This window comes from Sphingomonas sp., from assembly GCF_013812825.1.
GTDB lineage: Bacteria > Pseudomonadota > Alphaproteobacteria > Sphingomonadales > Sphingomonadaceae > Sphingomicrobium.
In genome coordinates this window covers 1-20107 of record NZ_JACCSU010000002.1, presented here as the reverse complement: position 1 = coordinate 20107, position 20107 = coordinate 1, and the positions used below count along the sequence as shown (strand labels likewise).

Annotated in this window: 21 protein-coding genes; 15 read left to right on the top strand and 6 right to left on the bottom strand. The window is 66.2% G+C overall.

All coding sequences use genetic code 11. The features are described 5' to 3' along the window. Window positions 1-447: a 30S ribosomal protein S6 gene (rpsF, locus tag H0T81_RS00150; RefSeq protein WP_294008648.1), complete on the bottom strand. Its 447-nt coding sequence runs from the start codon at window positions 445-447 to the stop codon at window positions 1-3. 169 nt (window positions 448-616) lie between these two features. Between rpsF and H0T81_RS00145 the strand changes: the two genes are divergently transcribed. From H0T81_RS00145 to fabG, 3 genes are all read left to right on the top strand, one after another. Beyond that, window positions 617-1801 carry an aromatic ring-hydroxylating dioxygenase subunit alpha gene (locus H0T81_RS00145; protein ID WP_294008646.1) on the top strand — a complete coding sequence of 395 codons (1185 nt, stop codon included), beginning with the start codon at window positions 617-619 and terminating at the stop codon, window positions 1799-1801. A 77-nt stretch (window positions 1802-1878) separates the two neighbouring features. Then, complete coding sequence (fabD, locus tag H0T81_RS00140; protein ID WP_294008644.1) at window positions 1879-2817, top strand: ACP S-malonyltransferase; 939 nt, start codon at window positions 1879-1881, stop codon at window positions 2815-2817. Continuing rightward, window positions 2817-3557, top strand: a complete 741-nt coding sequence (gene fabG, locus H0T81_RS00135) for a 3-oxoacyl-ACP reductase FabG (RefSeq protein WP_294008642.1) — start codon at window positions 2817-2819, stop codon at window positions 3555-3557. The genes fabD and fabG overlap by 1 nt, the downstream gene beginning before the upstream one ends. Here the strand turns inward: fabG and H0T81_RS00130 are convergent. Further along, complete coding sequence (locus H0T81_RS00130; protein WP_294008640.1) at window positions 3511-4737, bottom strand: glycosyltransferase family 87 protein; 1227 nt, start codon at window positions 4735-4737, stop codon at window positions 3511-3513. The two genes, fabG and H0T81_RS00130, sit on opposite strands and share 47 nt — an antisense overlap. 143 nt (window positions 4738-4880) lie before the next feature. On the opposite strand from H0T81_RS00130, the gene dnaK reads away from it, so the two are divergent. Further along, window positions 4881-6818, top strand: a complete 1938-nt coding sequence (dnaK, locus tag H0T81_RS00125) for a molecular chaperone DnaK (protein WP_294008638.1) — start codon at window positions 4881-4883, stop codon at window positions 6816-6818. Between the two features lie 61 nt (window positions 6819-6879). Next, window positions 6880-7989, top strand: coding sequence for a molecular chaperone DnaJ (dnaJ, locus tag H0T81_RS00120; RefSeq protein ID WP_294008636.1), 1110 nt, complete (start codon window positions 6880-6882; stop codon window positions 7987-7989). A gap of 24 nt (window positions 7990-8013) precedes the next feature. Here dnaJ and H0T81_RS00115 read toward each other — a convergent pair whose 3' ends face one another. Together H0T81_RS00115 and purB are read right to left on the bottom strand one after the other, a co-directional pair. Beyond that, the gene (locus H0T81_RS00115) at window positions 8014-8913 is read right to left on the bottom strand and encodes a GAF domain-containing protein (protein ID WP_294008634.1); all 900 of its coding nucleotides are present in this window, start codon (window positions 8911-8913) and stop codon (window positions 8014-8016) included. Between the two features lie 2 nt (window positions 8914-8915). Then, a complete protein-coding gene (gene purB, locus H0T81_RS00110; protein ID WP_294008632.1) occupies window positions 8916-10247 on the bottom strand; it encodes an adenylosuccinate lyase in 1332 nt (443 codons plus the stop codon). Between the two features lie 321 nt (window positions 10248-10568). On the opposite strand from purB, the gene H0T81_RS00105 reads away from it, so the two are divergent. Next, window positions 10569-10901 (top strand): cupin domain-containing protein, encoded by a 333-nt coding sequence (locus tag H0T81_RS00105; RefSeq protein ID WP_294008630.1) that lies wholly within the window; start codon window positions 10569-10571, stop codon window positions 10899-10901. A 128-nt stretch (window positions 10902-11029) separates the two neighbouring features. After that, complete coding sequence (locus H0T81_RS00100; protein WP_294008628.1) at window positions 11030-11281, top strand: cold-shock protein; 252 nt, start codon at window positions 11030-11032, stop codon at window positions 11279-11281. Between the two features lie 138 nt (window positions 11282-11419). Here H0T81_RS00100 and H0T81_RS00095 read toward each other — a convergent pair whose 3' ends face one another. Together H0T81_RS00095 and radC are read right to left on the bottom strand one after the other, a co-directional pair. Beyond that, window positions 11420-12883: an alpha/beta fold hydrolase gene (locus tag H0T81_RS00095; RefSeq protein WP_294008626.1), complete on the bottom strand. Its 1464-nt coding sequence runs from the start codon at window positions 12881-12883 to the stop codon at window positions 11420-11422. 56 nt (window positions 12884-12939) lie between these two features. Next, window positions 12940-13632, bottom strand: coding sequence for a DNA repair protein RadC (gene radC, locus H0T81_RS00090; protein ID WP_294008624.1), 693 nt, complete (start codon window positions 13630-13632; stop codon window positions 12940-12942). Window positions 13633-13771: 139 nt separating this feature from the next. On the opposite strand from radC, the gene H0T81_RS00085 reads away from it, so the two are divergent. The 8 genes from H0T81_RS00085 to H0T81_RS00050 form a co-directional block, all read left to right on the top strand. Continuing rightward, window positions 13772-17026: a YdbH domain-containing protein gene (locus H0T81_RS00085; RefSeq protein ID WP_294008622.1), complete on the top strand. Its 3255-nt coding sequence runs from the start codon at window positions 13772-13774 to the stop codon at window positions 17024-17026. 2 nt (window positions 17027-17028) lie between these two features. After that, window positions 17029-17262, top strand: a complete 234-nt coding sequence (locus H0T81_RS00080; RefSeq protein WP_294008620.1) for a YnbE family lipoprotein — start codon at window positions 17029-17031, stop codon at window positions 17260-17262. Further along, complete coding sequence (locus H0T81_RS00075; protein ID WP_294008618.1) at window positions 17259-17630, top strand: YdbL family protein; 372 nt, start codon at window positions 17259-17261, stop codon at window positions 17628-17630. The genes H0T81_RS00080 and H0T81_RS00075 overlap by 4 nt, the downstream gene beginning before the upstream one ends. Before the next feature lie 144 nt (window positions 17631-17774). Next, window positions 17775-18098 (top strand): AtpZ/AtpI family protein, encoded by a 324-nt coding sequence (locus H0T81_RS00070; RefSeq protein ID WP_294008616.1) that lies wholly within the window; start codon window positions 17775-17777, stop codon window positions 18096-18098. Between the two features lie 13 nt (window positions 18099-18111). Further along, window positions 18112-18888, top strand: coding sequence for a F0F1 ATP synthase subunit A (locus H0T81_RS00065; protein ID WP_294008614.1), 777 nt, complete (start codon window positions 18112-18114; stop codon window positions 18886-18888). A 22-nt stretch (window positions 18889-18910) separates the two neighbouring features. Then, window positions 18911-19138 (top strand): F0F1 ATP synthase subunit C, encoded by a 228-nt coding sequence (locus H0T81_RS00060; RefSeq protein WP_294008612.1) that lies wholly within the window; start codon window positions 18911-18913, stop codon window positions 19136-19138. 30 nt (window positions 19139-19168) lie between these two features. Then, a complete protein-coding gene (locus tag H0T81_RS00055; protein WP_294008610.1) occupies window positions 19169-19660 on the top strand; it encodes an ATPase in 492 nt (163 codons plus the stop codon). Next, window positions 19653-20107, top strand: a 455-nt coding sequence (locus H0T81_RS00050) for an ATPase (RefSeq protein ID WP_294008608.1), incomplete at its 3' end; no start/stop codon positions are given. The genes H0T81_RS00055 and H0T81_RS00050, both read left to right, overlap by 8 nt.

Genomic DNA, 20107 nt, shown 5'->3' with positions numbered 1-20107 from the left:
TTATTCGACCTCCTCTTCACGGGCGCGGAAGCTGCGCTCCGGGCGGTCACCGCGATCGGCGCCGCGCGGACCACGGTCACCGCGGTCACCACGGTCGCCGCGGTCACCACGCTCGCGCTCGCGCTCGCCGCGCCGCATCATCGCCGACGGGCCGGTCTCATGCTCGTCGACTCGGATGGTCATGAAGCGGATGACGTCCTCGTTGATGTTGGTCTGGCGCTCGAGCTCGGCGAGCGCAGCCGGCGGCGCGTCGACATCGAGCAGCACGTAATGCGCCTTGCGGTTCTTGGCGATCCGATAGGCGAGGCTGCGAAGACCCCAGGACTCGGACTTGACGACCGTCCCGCCATTGTCGGTCAAAATCTTGGTGGCGTTTTCCGCCAGCGCGTCGACCTGGGCCTGGGCGAGGTCCTGACGCGCGAGGAAAACATGCTCGTACAGAGCCATGTCATCTTCTCTTCGTTGGCCGATTGCTGACGCCGCACCGTGCGGACGCCCCTCCGGCTGTCGTCTAAAAGCCCTTGTGGCTTAGAAATAAGCGGGGGCGACAGCACAGCCGTCACCCCAGCGCGCCGCCATTGCCGCAAGCGCGCCGAAATGGCAAGTGCGGGGGGCGATGGCCACCCACCTGAAATCGGTCGGCGCTCAGGCCGACCCGCTCGACGACATGAGCCTGCCGGGCTGGCTGTACCACGACTCCGAATTCCTCGAGGCCGAGACGCGCGCGTTTTTGCGCGCCGCTCCGCAAATCGTCTGCCACGAGCGCGAGATTGCGAAAGCTGGCGAGTGGCGAAGCCTCGAATATCTCGGCGAGAGCGTCATTGTCATTCGCGGTGACGACCGGAACGTGCGGGCGTTCGCCAACGTCTGCCGGCACCGCGGCTCGCGCCTGGTCGACGGCGAGGCGGGCTGCGCGAAGGTGCTGACCTGCCCGTATCACGCGTGGAGCTACGCGCGCGACGGGCGGCTGGTCGGAGTCCCGCACCGCAACGAATATCCTGGGCTCGAGCCGGACAGATTGGGGCTGGTGCGGGTCGCGCTCGAGCAATGGCACGGCTTCCTGTTCGTCGCGCTCGAGCCGCGCGCGCCGAGCGTCGCCGAGATGATGGCGCCGTACGAGAACGAGGTCGCGCCGTACCGCTTCGAGGAGCTTCGGCCGATCGGCCGGGTGACGCTGCGGCCGAGGCCGCTCAACTGGAAGACGATCGCCGACAATTATTCCGACGGGCTGCACATCCCGGTCGGCCATCCGGGGCTGACCCGCCTGTTCGGCCGGAACTACCGGATCGACGCGCGCGAGCATGTCGACCGGATGGAAGGCGATCTTTGCGACCAGCCGTCGGTCAATCCCTCGGAGCGCGCCTACCAGCATTTCCTGCCGGCCGTGGACCATCTGCCGCCCTCGCATCGCCGCAAGTGGATCTATTACAAGCTGTTCCCCAACGTCGCCTTCGACATCTATCCCGACCAGGTCGATTTCATGCAGTTCCTGCCGCTGTCGGCGACGGAAACGGTGATCCGCGAGATCAGCTACGTATTGCCGGACGCCTTTATCCCGGAAACAAGGCGCAGGGAGATGCGTGCCGCGCGCTATTTGAACTGGCGAATCAACCGGCGCGTCAACGCCGAGGACACGCAGCTGATCGCCCGAGTGCAGGCGGGGATGCAAAGCGCCGCCTATGTCCCGGGGCCGCTCGGCACCAGCGAAGTGTGCCTGCGCAGCTTCGCGCGAAAGCTTCGGCGGCTGGTCCCCGAAGCGCGGCTCGAAGCTCCGCCGCCGGCCGGGTGGAGCCGCGCCTAGACTTGGCGGCGAACGCGCCGTAACCGCCGCGGCTTCGATCCCCGCCTTCGCGGGGGCAGGCAGGCGGGACTTGAAGCGTGCGCGCATTCCTTTTTCCGGGGCAGGGGAGCCAGTCGGTCGGAATGGGCGCGGCGCTCAGCGAAGCGAGCCGGGCGGCGCGCGACGTCCTCGAGCAGGTCGACGAGGCGCTCGGGCAGAATCTCGCACGGCTGATGCGCGACGGGCCGGACGACGAGCTCCGGCTGACCGAGAATGCGCAGCCGGCGATCATGGCCAACTCGATGGCGGTGTTCGCGGCGCTGACTCGCGACGGCGGAGTCGAGCTGGCCAGGGCCGCGCGGTTCGTCGCGGGGCATAGCCTGGGCGAATATACCGCGCTGTGCGCGGCGGGTTCGTTCGACCTCGCGACGACCGCCAAGCTGCTCAAGTTGCGCGGGCAGGCGATGCAGGCCGCGGTGCCGGTGGGGCAGGGCGCGATGGCGGCGCTGCTGGGCGCGGATCTGGATCTCGCCCGAAGGATCGCGGATGCGGCGGCGCAGGGCGATGTGTGCGCCGTCGCCAACGACAACGACCCGGGCCAAGTGGTCTTGTCGGGGCACAAGGGCGCGATCGACCGGGCGATCGAAATCGCCAAGGAAATGGGCGCCAAGCGCGCGGTGCCGCTGCCGGTCTCGGCGCCGTTCCACTGCCCGCTGATGCATCCCGCCGCCGAGGCGATGCGCGAGGCGTTGAGCACTGTCGTTGTCGAGGAGCCGGCGATACCGGTCTACGCGAACGTCACCGCGGCGCCGGAGACCGATCCCGACACCATCCGCGCGCTGCTGGTCGACCAGGTGACCGGCCTGGTCCGCTGGCGCGAGAGCGTCGCGGCGATGGTCGCCGCTGGTGTCGACGAGTTCGTCGAGCTGGGCGGCAAGGTGCTCGGGCCGATGGTCAAGCGCACCGCTCCCGACGTCAAGGTGACCAGCGTGGTTACCATCGAGGACGTCGAAGCGCTGGCGAAGGAGATCGTATGATGTTCGATCTTTCAGGCATGACGGCCCTGGTGACCGGCGCCAGCGGCGGGCTCGGCTCGGCGATCGCCAACGCCCTGGCCGCGCAGGGCGCTCGGCTGGCGGTATCGGGGAGCAATGTCGACAAGCTCGAAAGCTTCCGCTCATCGCTCGGCGGCGACCATGTCGCGCTGCCGTGCAACCTGTCGGACGGACCGGCGGTCGACGCGCTGGTGCCCCGCGCGGTCGAGGCCCTGGGCGGCAAGCTCGATATCCTCGTCAACAATGCCGGCATCACCCGCGACAATCTCGCCATGCGGATGAAGGACGAGGAGTGGGACGAGGTCATCCGGGTCAACCTCGAGGCCGCGTTGCGGCTGATGCGGGCGGCGGCCAAGCCGATGATGCGGGCGCGCTTCGGGCGGATCATCTCGATCACCTCGGTGGTCGCGGTCACCGGCAATCCGGGGCAATCCAACTATGTCGCCGCCAAGGCCGGGCTGATCGGATTGTCGAAGGCGATGGCGGTCGAGCTCGCGACGCGCGGGATCACCGTCAATTGCATCGCTCCGGGCTTCATGACTTCGGCGATGACCGACGCTCTCAACGATCAGCAGCGCCAGTCGATCTTGTCGCGGATCCCGGCCGGCGCGATGGGCAGCGGCGAGGATATCGGCGCCGCGGCGGCTTATCTGGCCAGCCGCGAGGCCGGCTACATCACCGGGCAAACGCTGCACGTGAACGGCGGGATGGCGATGATCTGACCGCGGCTCGCCGAATGGCGACGACCGCGACGATCAGCGCGGTTGCGAGGCCGAGCGGGATCAAGGTGAATTCGGCGACCTGTCGGGCGATCAGCGGCGCGATCCACACCAGCGCCATCAGGCTCTTGTCCCAGGACAGGAAACCGTTGCGCTGTCCGTCGATCCACAGGAAAGCGAGCGCCGGCAGAAGCACGACGAAATCGTAATCGAGCACATAGGGCGTGGCGATCAGAGTGGCGGCGCAGGCGAGCGCGTTGCGGACGGCGACCGAGTCGCGCTTGAGCGACAGCCAGACCACGGCCGCGATCGCCGCCAGAGTCGCAACCAGCTGCACCGCGTAGGCCAGTCCGACCGCGCCGCCCCCCATCCGGATTGCGCCGAACGGGCTCATGATCTTGTGCCAGCCGGTCGAGCCTTGCTCGACGACGACTGAGCGGGTCAGCGCCAGGCTGTCGAAGAACGCCTGCCACACCGGCCAGCCCCAGATCGCGAGCGTCAGCGCGACCAGCAGTCCGGCGGAGAGGATCGCGCCGCCGATCGCGCGCCAGTTGCGGCCCGCGAGCAGCAGGGGCGGCAGGATCAGCGCGAGCTGCGGCTTGTAGATCAAACAGCCGAGCAGCAAGCCGGCGGCGAACGGTTTCCGGTCGAGCAACATCAGGCCGCCGCCGAGCAGCAGCGCGGTCAGGAATCCGTTGTGGCCGTGCGTCAGGCAGATCAGAGTGACCGGAGCGGCGAGCGTTAGCAGCAGAGTCTCGCGACGCGGCACCAGCCGGCTCATCATCCAGGCGAACGGGATCAGAGTCGCCAGTTGCCAGAGGATCAGCGAGGGGACGTAGGGAACGTTCGCCAGCGCCGCGGCGACCAGCAGGAACGGCGGCGGGTAATGCCAGCCGAAAACATCGACGTCGGCCTTGCCGTGAAGCCGTTGCTGGACGGCGAAATGGTCGGGCCATGACCAGACGTCGGCGGCGCGGCCCTCCAGCGCCATCGAGCCGGCAGTCCAGACGTTCGAGAAGTCGGTGCCCAGCGGCCGTCCGAGCGCATCCAGCGTCCCGTGCGACCAGCCGAACAGCCAGACCAGGACGATGAGCGAGCCGATGCCGGCGATGGCGGCAATTCGAACCACCCGCTCGCGAGTCAGCCAATCGCCGCTCGCCAATGCGTTGAGCCTCGCCCCCATACCCCGAGGGAATAGAGGAAGAATTCGCTCGCGCGAAGCCGCGGCCGCAGCCTTGTCGTCGAGTTCAGGCCACCTATATCGCCAGCGAAATCAATGTTCGGCTGCCTGATTGGAGCCGAAGGGGCGAATGGAAGAGGGACTATATGGCCAAGGTCATCGGAATCGACTTGGGCACCACCAACAGCTGCGTAGCAGTGATGGAGGCCGGCAAACCCAAGGTTATCGAGAATTCGGAAGGCTCGCGAACGACTCCATCGGTCGTCGCATTCACCAAGGACGGTGAGCGGCTGATCGGCCAGCCGGCCAAGCGCCAGGCGGTGACCAACCCCGACAACACCGTGTTCGCGGTCAAGCGCCTGATCGGCCGCCGTTTCGACGACCCGATCACCAAGAAGGACACCGAGCTGGTCCCCTACAAGATCGTCAAAGGGCCGAACGGCGACGCCTGGGTCCAGGCCGGCGGCAAGGACTATTCGCCTTCGCAGATCTCGGCCTTCATCCTTCAGAAGATGAAGGAAACCGCCGAGGCCTATCTCGGCGAGACCGTCACCCAGGCAGTGATCACGACCCCCGCTTACTTCAACGACGCCCAGCGCCAGGCGACCAAGGACGCCGGCCAGATCGCCGGGCTCGAGGTGTTGCGAATCATCAACGAGCCGACCGCGGCGGCGCTCGCCTACGGGCTGGAGAAGCAGGACGGCAAGACGATCGCGGTCTACGACCTTGGCGGCGGCACGTTCGACATCTCGATCCTCGAGATCGGCGATGGCGTGTTCGAAGTGAAGTCGACCAACGGCGACACCTTCCTCGGCGGCGAGGATTTCGACGCCAAGATCGTCGATTATCTGGCCGATAAGTTCAAGGCCAAGGAGGGCATCGACCTGCGCGGCGACCGGCTGGCGCTGCAGCGGCTCAAGGAAGCGGCCGAGAAGGCCAAGATCGAGCTGTCGTCCGCCCACTCGACCGAGATCAACCAGCCGTTCATCACCGCGCGCATGGAAGGCGGGCAGACGACCCCGCTGCACCTCGTCGAGACGATTACCAGGGCCGACCTGGAGAAGCTCGTCGGCGATTTGATCGGCCGGACGCTCGACCCGTGCCGCAAGGCGCTCAAGGACGCCGGAATCGAGCCCAAGGACGTTGCCGAAGTCGTGCTGGTCGGCGGCATGACCCGAATGCCCAAGGTCCGCGACACCGTGAAGGAATTCTTCGGCAAGGAGCCGCACACCGGAGTCAATCCCGACGAGGTGGTGGCGATGGGCGCGGCGATCCAGGCCGGAGTCCTGCAGGGCGACGTCAAGGACGTGCTGCTGCTCGACGTCACTCCGCTGTCGCTCGGGATCGAGACCTTGGGCGGCGTATTCACCCGGATGATCGACCGCAACACGACCATCCCGACCAAGAAGAGCCAGGTGTTCTCGACCGCCGACGACAACCAGAACGCGGTCACCATCCGGGTCTTCCAGGGCGAGCGCGAGATGGCCAGCGACAACAAATTGCTCGGCCAGTTCGACCTCGTTGGAATTCCGCCGGCGCCGCGCGGAGTGCCGCAGATCGAGGTCACCTTCGACATCGACGCCAACGGCATCGTCAACGTGTCGGCCAAGGACAAGGGCACCGGCAAGGAGCAGCAGATCCGGATCCAGGCATCGGGCGGCCTCAACGACGACGACATCGACAAGATGGTCAAGGAAGCCGAGCAGTTCGCCGACGAGGACAAGAAACGCCGCGCCGAGGCCGAGGCCCGCAACCAGGCCGACAGCCTGATCCACTCGACCGAGCGGCAGCTGGCCGAGCACGGCGACAAGGTCACCCCCGAGGTCAAGGCGGAAATCGAAGCCGCGATCGCCGAGGCCAAGACCGCGGTCGAGAGCGGCGATGCCGAGGCGATGACCGAGAAGACCAACGCGCTGACGCAGGCGGCGATGAAGCTCGGCCAGGCGATGTACGAGCAGCAGCAGGCGCAAGCGCAGCCGCAGGGCGCGGCCGAGGGCGCTGACGCGACCGCGGAGGCGACGCCGGCGGAGGAAGAGGTGGTGGACGCCGAATTCTCCGAGGTCGACGACGAGCAGAAGGGCTGATGCGAAGCGGAGCGCCGGCACCTGAGCGGCCGGCGCCCGCCTCGTGTCGCGGGGAGCCGTGATGGTCGAAGGGGACTATTACGAATTGCTTGGAGTGCCGCGCGGCGCCGACGACGCCGCGATCAAGGCCGCGTACCGGCGGCTGGCCAAGGAATGCCACCCCGACCGCCACGGCGGCTGCACCAACCAGGAAGCCCGCTTCAAGGCGATCAGCGAGGCTTATGAGTGCCTCAAGGACCCGCAGAAGCGCGCCGCCTACGACCGCTTCGGCAAGGCCGCGTTCCAGAACGGCGGCGACCCGTTCGGAGGCCGTGGCTTTGACGGCTTTTCCGACATCTTCTCATCCATCTTCGGCGAGTTCATGGACCCGCGCGGGCAGCGCCAGAACGCCGCTCGCGGCGCCGACCTGCGCTACGATCTCGAGCTGACGCTGGATGAAGCGTTTGCCGGCAAGGACTCCAACATCACCATCGAGGCGCTCGCCCGGTGCGATTCCTGCGAGGGCCGGGGCGCGCGCGGGCAGAGCCGGGCGCAGACCTGCTCAACCTGCAGCGGCGCCGGCAAGGTTCGCGCCCAGCAGGGCTTTTTCGTCGTCGAGCGCGGCTGCCCGACCTGCCGCGGAAGCGGCGAAGTGATCGCCGATCCGTGCGGCAATTGCGACGGCGAAGGCCGCGCCCTCAAGCGGCGCAGCCTGTCCGTAAAGATCCCCGCGGGCGTCGACGAGGGCACCCGGATCCGAGTGTCCGGCGAAGGCGAGGCCGGGGTCCGAAACGCGGCGGGCGGTGACCTCTACATCTTCGTCCACATGAAGCCGCACGGCATTTACGCGCGCGAGGGAACGACCCTGGTCGCCGAATGCCCGGTCAGCTTCACCACCGCCGCGCTCGGCGGCTCGATCAGCCTTCCGGGACTCGACGGAACCAAGATCGATATCAAGATCCCGGCGGGAATCCAGTCGGGCGAGCAGCTTCGCCAGCGCGGCTCCGGAATGAGCATCCTCAACGGCCGCGGCCGCGGCGACCTGGTCGCTCGGGTGCTGGTCGAAACTCCGCGGCGGATGAGCGCCAAGCAGAAGAAGCTGCTCGAGGAGTTCCGGAAGATCGAGACCGGCGACGAATGCCCGGCAGCGAAGAGCTTCTTCCAGCGGGTTCGGGAGACGTTCGGAAGCTAGCGGGCGGAAGCTAGCGGGCGATAGCTAGCGGCCGAGGCGGTCGATCTCGAGGCGCAGGGCGAGCATTTGCGCGAACAATTCGGTGGCGGCGTGCAATTCGAAGCTGGGCTCGCGCGGGTCACGGTTCTCGCATTCGATCTGCCCCGCCCATTTTCCATCGAGCCTGATCGGCACGTTCAGAAGCGATCGAATGCCGCGCGCCCGGATGGGCTCCAGTTGCTCCCTCGCGGGCAACCTCAGGAGGGCTTTTTCGGGCGCCCGGTCACTTGGCGTGCGCGGGAACAGGCACACCGATTCGGCGGTGGCGTCGCCGAGGATCAGCGACTCGTTGAGACGATCGGCGGGGTCCGTCCGGGCCGGCCAACCAGCGCGGCTGCTTTCGGCACTCTCGTCGCGGCCATCGCCGCTGGTGGAAATCCGCACGCAATCGAAGCCGGTCAGCGCCCGAATGCGCCGGGCCGCGTTCTCGAGCAGGGTTGAGCGATCCTTGCCGACCAGTCCGTCGATCAGCCCGCTGACCGAACCAAGTGCGGCGCCCAAATTTTCGTCGGCACAGTGCAAGCCCTCGAGCAGGATCTTGCCGCCGCTGAGCTGGAAGGCGAGGTCGAAGCAACGCGGGCTGTCGGTGAGGCGCACGCGATAGGCGCGAGCAATGCCGCTTCGGCCGCTTTGGCGCGAAATGGTGTTTCGAAGGTCGTGCAGCGGTTGCGCTCGAACGAATTCGGCGAGCGGCTCGCCGATCAGGGTCACATGATATTCGCCGAGGAACTCGTGAACGTTTTCGGATGCCCGCAAGACCAGCCAGTCGGCCGACAGCTCGAGCAGGAACCCCGACGACTGTAATTGCACGTCGCCGGGCAACGCCTCGGCGGGCGTGAACGGCGAATCCGTCACCTGAACGCTGTCGCTTTCCAATTCCGGCATGCTCATTGGCTGGCATCTGGCCCGAAGACTCGGGCGAATATGTGGTCGACCTGGCGCAGATGGTGATCGAGATCGAACAGCTTCTCAAGCTCCGTCTCGGGGATCCGCCTGGTCGCCGCCGGATCGCTCTTCAACAGATCGAGAAGCGACAGTTCCCCATCGGATTCCCAGACTTTCATCGCGTGGCTCTGGACCAGCGCGTAGGCCTCCTCGCGGCCAAGGCCGGCCTGGGTCAGCGCCAGAAGCACGCGCTGCGAGTGAACCAGCCCGCCCATTCGGTCGAGGTTCCTGCGCATCCGTTCGGGATAGATGAGCAATTGGTCGACGAGGCCGGTGAGCCTCGCCAGGGCGAAATCGAGCGTGATCGTTGTGTCGGGGCCGATGAACCGCTCGACCGATGAGTGCGAAATGTCGCGCTCGTGCCACAAGGCGACATTCTCGAGCGCGGGAGTGACGGCGCTGCGGACGATCCGCGCGAGCCCGGTGAGGTTTTCGCTCAGCACCGGGTTGCGTTTGTGCGGCATCGCCGAGCTGCCCTTCTGGCCGGGCGAGAAATATTCCTCGACCTCGAGCACTTCGGTCCGTTGCAGGTGGCGGATCTCGGTCGCCAGCCGCTCGATCGACGAGGCGATCACGGCCAATGTCGCGAAGAACATCGCGTGGCGATCGCGCGGGGTGACTTGCGTCGAAATCGGCTCGGGCCTGAGTCCGAGCTCGGCGGCGACATGGGCTTCGACGTCGGGCGAGACGTTGGCGAACGTCCCGACGGCGCCGGAAATTGCGCAGGTGGCGACGTCGTCGCGCGCGGCGGTCAGGCGGTCGCGGGCGCGGTCGAACTCGGCATAGGCCTGGGCGAGCTTCAAGCCGAAGCTGGTCGGCTCGGCGTGGATTCCGTGGCTTCGGCCGATGGTCGGAGTGCGCTTGTGCTCAAGCGCGCGGCGCTTGAGCACCGCGAGGAGTTGATCGAGATCCTCGACGAGCAGATCCGCCGACTGCTTCAGTTGCACCGCAAGCGCCGTGTCGAGCACGTCGGAGCTGGTCATCCCCTGGTGCAGATAGCGCGCTTCGGGGCCCAGCTTGGTTCCCGCCCAGGTGAGGAAGGCGATGACGTCGTGCCGCGTCACCGCCTCGATCTCGTCGATCGCCGCGATGTCGATTTCGCCCAGAACGTCGGCGCCGTAGGCGGCGCGGATCTTCGCCGCATCCTCCGCCGGGATCGCGCCCGACCGGCCCATCGCCTCGGCTGCGAACACCTCGATCGCAAACCAGATGCGATAGCGGTTCTGCGCCGACCAGATGGCCGTCATTTGCGGGCGGGAGTAGCGGGGAACCATCCCCGGCGCGGCTAGCAGAGGCGCCGCCCTTCATCAAACTGGACATCAAATCGGCCGCGAGCGGGACGAGATGTCTGCTTTCGGTGGAAGCGGGCATGCCGCACGCGCCACTCTGGATTCAGCTCTCACGGGGATTTGGAGCCAGTTTCGAATCCCTCTAGCATCCCGGGCCAGTTATGGGAGGCGACGATGAAAACTGCTCTAATCGCTATGTGTCTTGCGTGCAGCGCAAGCACTGCAGTCGCGCAAGGCACTCGACACACAGCGGTCGTCAGCCCGGACGCATTGATCTGGCAAGCCAATCCAGCCTTTCCGAAGGGCGTGCTCGTCGCGACCCTGGCGGGCAATCCGGTGGCGACGGGCGACACGGTCGTCATGCGCATCAAGTTCCCGCCGCACTTCACCATGCCGCCTCACACGCACCCGTATTCCGAGGTCGTGACGGTGGTCAGCGGCCACATCGGAACCAACGGCGGCACGAGGGCGGAAAAGGTCGGCAGGCTGTTACCGCCGGGCTCGCTATGGGTCTACCCGGCCCGCCATCCCCACTACGCCTGGACGGGCGATTACGAAGCTGTCCTGCAGGTACAGTTCACGGGGCCGGCCGGCATCACCTACGTTAACCCCGCAGACGATCCACGCCGCCAGAAGTGACGCAGGCGTACAGCCAATGCCCGCAATGTGTCGAAAGCGGACGCTACTGCGGCTCCTTTATCTTTCTCACTCGTTGCTCGTTGCGTTGAGATCCGACACCTCGGGTCCAGAAGAGAAGGAGTCCCGAAATGCCGGTCGGCACTGTCAAGTTTTTCAATGAGTCTAAGGGCTTCGGCTTTATCCAACCCGAGGACGGGGGACCGGACTCGTTCGTCCATATTTCTGACTTGGAGCGCTCGGGAATGAGCACTCTGAGAGAAGGCCAGCGCGTGTCCTACGATGTCGAGGACGATCAGCGGGGCAAGATGAAGGCAACCAACTTACGGGCTGCTGAAGGAGCTGAGCAGCCTCCGGGCGACGCCGATACGGCAAATGCCTAGGGCTAGGTCGCGCTGATGTGATATCCGCAATGGGTTGAAAAGCAACTCCTCGGCTAATGTCTGCTTTGGGTGGAAAGCCGACATTCCTTTGCCGGCTAACAAAGCAAGATATTACGAAGGGCTCGCCGGCGCGGCGCCTCAACTTCCCGCCCGGGCAAGATCGAACCGCAGGGGCGGTATCGTCGTGAGGCAGGAGGTGTCTAGCGGCGCCTCCGGGCGTTCGAAGAAGGCGTGCGCGATTTCGCGTGCACAGGCGTTATAGCCATAGGGCCCGTGGCTTACCGTAGGGATGTTGACGTGCCGCGCGCGCCTGCCCATCAGCCTTTGCGCTGCGGCGCCATGCTCGGGCGGCGTGTTATTGTCGAGCTCACCTGTCAACAGCAGCACCGGGGTCTGCACTCGGCGAGGCACTCGGATCGGCGGGCCACGCAAACCCCAGGTCGGACATGCTGGCCGAACTTCGACGAGCGGGTCTGGACTGAACTGTGGGAGATCGCGGCACTTGAAAGCCGTATGCCCAAAGACATTTAGACCGCCGAGCCTCGCACCCAGGGGGCGGGTGATCTCTGCGATATGTGTCACGTCACGCTCCAGAACTGCGCGGATGAAGCGCGGGATTTTTGGCAGGCTAGGCGCGTTATTGATCAGCTCTGAAAGAACCGTGTCGAAAAGCGTTTCATCAAGAACCACGTCGGCACTGTCGAATGGCGCGGGGAAAGGTCTCGTGACGATCGGCTGCCCCACAAGCGAAGATCGGGCCCGAGCGACTGACGCCTGCAGGTCGGGGAAGGCAACTGCGCAAGCCGCATCAACTCGGCAATATTCAGCCAGCCGCTTTATGTACTTCGCGTCGCGGCGCAGGAATATGGCCCCAGTGGCAATGAGTGAAATTGGAGAACTGAGGAGGGCGGCTCGAACCGAGCGAGGATATCGGAACAGCAGGTCATAGGCCGATCCCGTCCCATAGCTGTTCGCCCACACGTTCCACTGCTCAACGCCGAGTGCGCGGCGCAGCCGCTCGATATCCTCCGTGTTGAGGCTCGTTCCGAACTCATCCGTTTGGATGTTCAGTGCGTCGAGCCGTCTGCGGCACTCCAGGTGAGGAGCTAGGTAACGCGCCCTCCGCTCAGCGAACGATAACTTCCCGACAAGGGCAAGAGCTTGTTTTTGGTCCAGATCCCGACAGGGCTGTGGCTGAGACGGATAGGAGCCGCGGCTGGCGAAATAAACCACATCGGCGCCTGGGAAAAACGGGTAATCCGTGTTGAGGGCCCTTGCGCCAACGCCGCTGCCAGGCCCGCCGTGGAGCCAGAGCACCGGAGCGCGCCCGGGCACCGGCGTTTCGGCTCGGCGCACGAAGACGGCAAGCTCATACGTGCCGCGAGACCGATCGTCGTAGCGGCGGGGTACGGTAAGACGGTAGCACGATACGCGCGGCTGGACTTCGGGTCGAATCGTAAGCTCGCACGGCGCGGTCTTCAGGTTAGTGGTACGCGGTGTGAGCTGGGCCGATACCGGGGCGCTTGCGGCCACCCCGACCGAAAACAGAACTGCTGCCGCAGACACACGCATATACCCTCCCACGCTCGCCAGCACCTTCATCGGCCGATCAGCCAATGCCCGCAATGGGTCGAAAGCGGACGTTGGGCTACGCTCGCTTAGATCAGCCCCAGCGCCTTCAGGCTGCTGCGGCCCTGTGAGCCGACGACGACGTGATCGTGGACGGTGATTTTCATGTGCCTGCCCGCCTCGACCAGGTTGCGGGTCAGGCGGATGTCCTGGGTGCTCGGAGTCGAATCCCCGCTCGGGTGGTTGTGGACGATGATGATCGCCGTCGCTCCCAGCGCGATCGCCCGGCTGATCACCTCGCGGACATGGACCGAAGCTTCGTCGACCGAGCCCTGCCACATGGCCTCGTTGGCGATCAGCAGATTCTTGGCGTTGAGGAACAGCACGCGCACTTCCTCGACCGCCGTATGGGCCATCGCCGCCTGCAGATAATCGCCAAGCGCTTCCCAGTTCGACAGCAATGGCCGCCCCTCGATTCGGGTTTCCAGGAGCCGAAGGGCGCTCGCCTCGGCGATTTTCAGAGCCGCGACCGTGCTTTCGGAGAGCCCCGCGCGGCTGAGCGTCTCGGCGTCCGCCGACAGCAGCGGCCCGAGGCCGCCAAACTCGGCGATCAGCTTCTTGGCCTGCGCCTTGGTATCGCGGCGCGGGATGGCGAGGGCGAGCAGATATTCAATGAGCTCATGATCGAGCAGCGCTTTGGGGCCGCCGTCGAACAGCCGCTGCCGAAGGCGCGCGCGGTGGCCTCTGCCGTCATCGGCAATGGTCGTGACTCCGCTCCGCATGCCGCCTCCTGATGCGACCGCCGAGCAGCCCTCACTCAACCACAGATCGCTGCGTCTGGAAAGCAACATGCGCCAAGGCAATATTCTGGGTCGTGCCGCATACGGAACGGGGTTGCCCCGGAAGGGTTACTAAGAGCCGATGGTGGTCAGGCCGATCGACGATGGAGGGCCGCTCTCCGGCGAGGCCTCGGAAACAGTCCGCGTGCGACGCTATCGCGGGCGCCGCGCCTTCATGATCGTCGGCATCGGCCTGCTGATCCTGCTGTTGATTGCGGTGGCCGCCCTGTGGATCGCTCGGCGGCCGATCGCGACCGAATTCCTGGAGCGCGAGTTCGAAAGCCGCGGAGTCGACGCAAGCTACAAGCTCGACCGGGTCGGGCTGCGCACCCAGCAGGTCAGCAATTTGGTCATCGGCGACCCTCGCCGGCCCGACCTCACCGCCCGGTTCGCGAAGATCCAGACCCGCATCAAATGGGACGGAAGCGTCGAGATTTACCGAGTCGTTGCGCGCGGCGTGCGCCTTCGCGGCCGGGTCGTGAAGGGGCGGGTCAGCTGGGGGCAGATCGACAAATTGCTGCCGCCGCCGACCGACAAGCCGTTCGAGCTGCCCAATTTCGTCCTCGACGTCGCCGACAGCAGCATCAGCCTGGCGACCCCGTTCGGTCAGCTGGGGATCGCGCTGCGGGGCGCCGGCAATCTGAGCGGCGGCTTCAAGGGGCGGATGGCCGCGTCGAGCCGCCGGCTGATCCCGGGGCGATGCCAGATCGCCAATTTGAAGGCGAATGTCGCCATCGAGGTCGTCGCCCGCCGGCCTCATGTGGAAGGTCCGCTGGCGCTGGATCGGCTCACCTGCCCGCAGAGCCGGTTCCAGATGGTCGAGCCGCGGTTCAACATCAACAGCCGCTTCAACGAGTCCTTCACGAGGTATGACGGCCGGGGCCGGATGGCGATCCCCCGACTGATCGCCGGCGAGAACGGGCTCGCTGCGTTCGTCGGCGAGCTGACCTTCCGCGGCGATCCGACGGCGACCCGTGGATCGGTCAAGCTGGCGGCGCAGCGATCGCGGCTGGCGACCGTGTCGGCCGAGCGGACTCGACTGGACGGGCGGTATCGGTTGGGCGTGACCGGCGGCACCTTCATGTTCGTCGGGGACTATGCGGCGAACAGCGCGACGCTCGAGCCGTCGATTCTGGCAAGCATCACCGGCCCGCTCGCGGCGGCGCAAAAGACCCCAATCGGACCGGTCGCGACAGCGATGGGCAACGCCATCCGCCGGACGGTGAGCAATTTCGATGCGACCGGCGAAATCCGGGTGGTGAATTTCCCCGGTGGCGGCGCCGCCCGGATCGAAACCGCCGACGTCACCGGCCCGAACGGCGCCCGAGTCCGCATTTCGGGCGGCGACGGAGCCACCTATTACTGGCCGGACGGGCGCATCCGGGTCGACGGAATGATCGAGACCGGCGGCGGCGGCCTGCCGACCGGGCGAATCGTCATGCGCCAGCCGCGCACCGGCGCGCCGCTGAGTGGAGTGGCCGAGTTCGCTCCCTATACGGCGGGCGGCTCGCGGCTGGCGCTGGCGCCGATCCGCTTTGCCGCCGACCGCTCAGGAGCAACGCAGGTCAGCACCGTCGCCCAGGTCGACGGCGCCTTCCCGGACGGGCGCGTGCGCGGCTTGCGGGTCCCGATCAGTGCCACTCTGGCGGCCAACGGCGGGTTCGCTTTGGGCCGCGGATGCGTCGTCGTCAGCGCCGACTATCTCCGATTCCGGGCGCTGGAGCTCGGGCGCACCCGGCTTCCCGTGTGCCCGGCCGGCCAGTCCGCAATCGTCTCGAAGAGCGCGACCGGGCCGGTCCGGATCGGCGCCAGGATCGACCGGCTGAACCTTGCCGGGCGGCTCGGCGACTCACCGCTTCGAGTGACCGCCGACACCGCCCGCATCATCGACGGCCGGGCGTTCACCGCCGCCGACTTCCTGATGCGGCTCGGCAATCCCAAGGCGCCGATCGTGTTCGGAGCGAACAACCTGCGCGGAACCTTCCAGGGCAGCGGTGTGAGCGGCACCTTCGCCGATGCCGAGGGGCTCGTCGGCCGAGTGCCGGTGCAGATGAGCGACGCCAACGGCCGCTGGCGCTTCTACAAGGGCGACCTGACCGTCAACGGCGGGGTCACGGTCACCGATCGCAACCCGGAACCGCGTTTCTATCCGCTGCGCAGCGAAGACTTCCGGTTCACCATGTCCGGCGACGACATTCGCGGCGGCGGGTCGCTCCATCACCCCGCGACCAAGATCAGGGTCACGGATGTCACCATTCGCCACGACCTCGACAGCGGCGTCGGCAGCGCGCTCCTCGATGTGCCGGGGATCCGCTTCGGCGAGGCTCTCCAGCCCGAAGAGCTGACGCGGTTGAGCGAAGGCGTGGTCGCGCTCGTCGAGGGCACCGTCACCGGCCAGGGCAGGATCAACTGGAGCGGCTCGGGCAACGTCACTTCCAGCGGCGAATTCTCGACCGCCGGAATGGACCTCGCAGCGCCGTTCGGACCCGTTACCGACCTGACGACCACCATCCGCTTCACCGATCTGCTCGGCCTCGAGACGGCGCCCGGCCAGACCGCGACGATCGGCTCGATCAACCCCGGCATTCTCGTCGAGAACGGAGTCATCCGCTACCAGCTGCTGCCCAACCAGCTGGTCAAGGTCGAGCGCGGCGAGTGGCCGTTCATGGGCGGGCGACTGATCCTCCAGGAGACGGTGCTCAACTTCAATCGGCCGAGCGCCAAGCGGCTGACGTTCCAGGTGGTCGGATTCAACGCGAAGACCTTCATCGACAGCCTCGGCTTCGACGGGATCGTGATCACCGGCACCTTCGACGGGGTGCTGCCGATGATCTTCGACGCGCAAGGCGGCCGGCTGGTCGGCGGAAGGCTCGATTCACGCCCGCCGGGCGGCGAGTTCCGCTACACCGGCACGAAGCCCGACGCGGGCCTGATGGTCGGAGTCGCCTTCGATCTTCTCAGCAACATTCGCTACCGGTCGATGGTCATTCGCCTCGACGGCGAGCTTGCCGGCGAATTCGCGACCCGCTTCACGATCAACGAGATTTCGCTCGGCAGTGAAGGCGGGTTCGTCGCCGGCCTGGTGCGCGGCGCCTTCCGGAAGGTGCCGCTGCGGGTCAATCTCAACATCCGCGGCCCGTTCCGGGCGCTCATCCAGATGGCCAAGGGCTTCAAGGACCCGACCACCGTCATCGAGCCGGTGATGCCGTTCCCGCTCGACACTCCGGGGATCGTCACCGAGACCCGGACGATGCGCAAAGACGAAGACCAGACACGGACCACGCCCACCGACGAAGTCGAAGTAACAACCCAACCGTCACAACCAAGCGAGCAATGACCATGACCAAGACACGATTGAAATCACCCTTGCTGCTCCTGCCGGGAGCGGTGCTGGCGCTCCCGCTGGCCGGATGCGTTACGGTGAAGGCCCCGGAAAAGCCGATCGAGATCAACCTCAACGTCGACATCTCGCAGGAAGTCCTGGTCCGAATGCAGCGCGACGTCGACCAGATGATCCGGCAGAATCCGCAGGCCTTCCCGCAGAACCCGCCCGAGAAGCCGAGACAGCCATGAGGCGGCTGCTGTTCCTTGGGGCGGCGGGAATCATGGCCGTGGCGGTGCCATCGAGCGCCCAGACGCCCGCGGTCGACGCGGCCCGGCAGGCGGGGCAGGTCGGCGAGCGCTACGACGGCTATCTGGGTTACGTCGGGATGCCTTCGGCGGTGGCGCGCAGCCAGGTCAGTGCGATCAATATCCGCCGGCGCGCGCTCTACAGCAATCTCGCCAGGAGCCGCAGGGTTGCCCCGCAGGAGGTCGGAATCGCTGCCGGCTGCCAATTGCTCGCTCGAGTGCAGGTCGAGCAGGCCTACATGCTGGTGGACGGCCAGTGGCGGCTGCGGCTTGCCGGCCAGCCGGCGCCGGTCCCCCAATATTGCCGGTAATCCCGGCGCTCGGGGATGGTGGGGGCGGTTGACTATATAGGCGCCGGTTCATAAAGGAGCCGCGCCTTGGCGGGCTCGTAAACCGCCATGTTCCTCGCCCTTTGCATCCCCCTTGTCTGGCGGGGCGACGCACAGGGAAGATTCATGGCGGCGGACGAGACCGGGCAGGACCCAAAGCTTCCACCCGATGCACGGCTCGATTCGCTCGAAGAGCGGCTCGAGAGGGTGCAGGCGGCGGAGGCCAAGCGGACCCACAGGGCGGAGCCGAATCCGACGACTCGGATCTGGCAGCGGATGTTCAGCCATCTGGTCGGCGCTCCGGCCGGCGCCGGGATTATCGGCTGGGGCCTGGACTCATTGTTCGGGACCTTCCCGACGTTCTTCCTGGTGCTGCTGTTCGTGGGTTTCGGTGTCGGGGTGGTGAACGTCATGCGGATTTCCAAGACGCCCCCGGGCGCAGGTTCTTGAGGTAGCAAGCGAAGTGGCGGCCGAAGGCAAGATCGACCCGATGCACCAGTTCACGGTGGAGCCGCTGGTTCCGCTGAACGTCGGCGGCGTTGATTTGAGCTTCACCAACAGCTCGGCATGGATGCTGGTCACGCTGGCGGTCATCTTCGCGTTCATGGCGATGGGCATGAAGCGCCAGCTGGTCCCTGACCGCTGGCAGATGGCGGTCGAAGGGCTGACCGGCTTCATCGACGACATGGTCCGGGTCAACATCGGGCCCGAGGGCCGCAGGTTCACCCCCTACATCTTCTCCTTGTTCGCTTTCATCCTGGTCGCCAATCTGCTCGGACTGATGCCGTTTGGAATCATCCCGGGATTCCACGCCTTCACCACCACCAGCCATTTCAGCATCACCGGCGTGCTCGCGGTGCTCAGCTTCTCGATCGTCCTGATTATCGGCTTCTGGAAGCACGGCCTGCATTTCTTCTCCTTGTTCGTCCCCCACGGGACTCCCAAGGTGATGATCCCGCTCATTGCCAGCATCGAGTTCATCTCGTTCATGGTGCGGCCGTTCAGCCTCGGTTTGCGGTTGTTCGTGGCGATGATCGCGGGGCACATCCTGATGGAGGTGTTCGGGAGCTTCGTCGTCAACGGCTTCAACGCCGGCGGCCTCGGCACCGGGATCAGCCTGATCAGCTTCCTGTTCATCGTCGGCGTCGCGGCGCTCGAATTGCTGGTCGCGGCGATCCAGGCCTATGTGTTCGCGCTCTTGACCTCGCTGTACCTCAACGACGCCATCAACCTTCACTAAAATTCAAACCAAGGAGCTTCAAATGGACTTCGCTTCCGCACAAGTCATCGGTGCCGGCCTCGCGGCGATCGGCGTCGGCGCCGCCGCGATCGGCGTCGGCAACGTGTTCGGCTCGTTCCTCGAGAGCGCGCTTCGCAACCCGGCCGCCGCCGAGGGCCAGCAGGGGCGGTTGTTCATCGGTTTCGCCGCCGCCGAGCTGCTCGGCCTGATCGCCTTCGCGGTGGCGATGATCATCCTCTACGCGCGTTGAGTAGAGCGGCGAGGCGTAGCAGGACGATAAATGCCCCAGATCGAGCAACTTCCGTTCATTTTCTCGTCGCAGCTGTTCTGGCTGGCGGTGGTGTTCGGAATCCTGTTCTTCGGAATTGGCCGAGGGATGGTGCCGAAGATCCAATCGACGGTCGAGTTGCGCGGGAAAAGGATCGCCGAGGATCTGGAGCGCGCACAAGCGGCGCGCGAGGCGGCCGAGGAAACCGAGGCCGCCTACCGGCAACGCATCGACGAGAGCCGCGCCGAGGCCGCCAAGCTGACCCGCGAAGCCCGCCAGGCGAGCGCGCTCGAAACCGAGCAGCAGATTCGGACCGCGGCGGAAAAAATCGCCAAGAAGGTCGCCTCGGCGGAGGCGAAGATCCGCGTCGCAGCCGATGCCGCCCGCGGCGAAGTCGAGGAAGCCGCCGTCGAGGCCACACAGGAAATGGTCGCGCGCCTGGCCGGGATCAAGGTCGGCAAGGGCGAGGCCGCGGCCGCGGTCAAGGCGGAATTCCATGTCTAGCGCGCATCCCGCCCAGCCGGGGCAGCCGGTCCCTCGTCCCGAGGCGGTGCCGACCGCCGGCACCGAGGCGCCCCACGCGCCGCCGGCCAAGGCGTTCGGGCTGATCGACGCGCCGATGTTCATCGCCATGGCGATGCTCGTCGTCATCGCGATCATGATCTGGAAGAAAGTGCCGGCGGCGATCGGCAAGGCGCTCGATGCGAAGATCGCTCTGATCCGCGATCAACTCGCCGAAGCCGAAGCGCTGCGCAAGGAAGCGGAAGCGTTGAAGGCCGAATATGAGGCGAAAGCGAAGTCAGCCGGCTCGGAGGCCGCGGCGGTGATCGAGCGCGCTCATGCCGAGGCCGGCGAAATCGTCGCCAAGGCGAAAAGCGACGCCGAGGCGCTGATCGAGCGCCGCAGCCGAATGGCCGAGGACAAGATCGCCGCCGAGGAGCGCACCGCGGT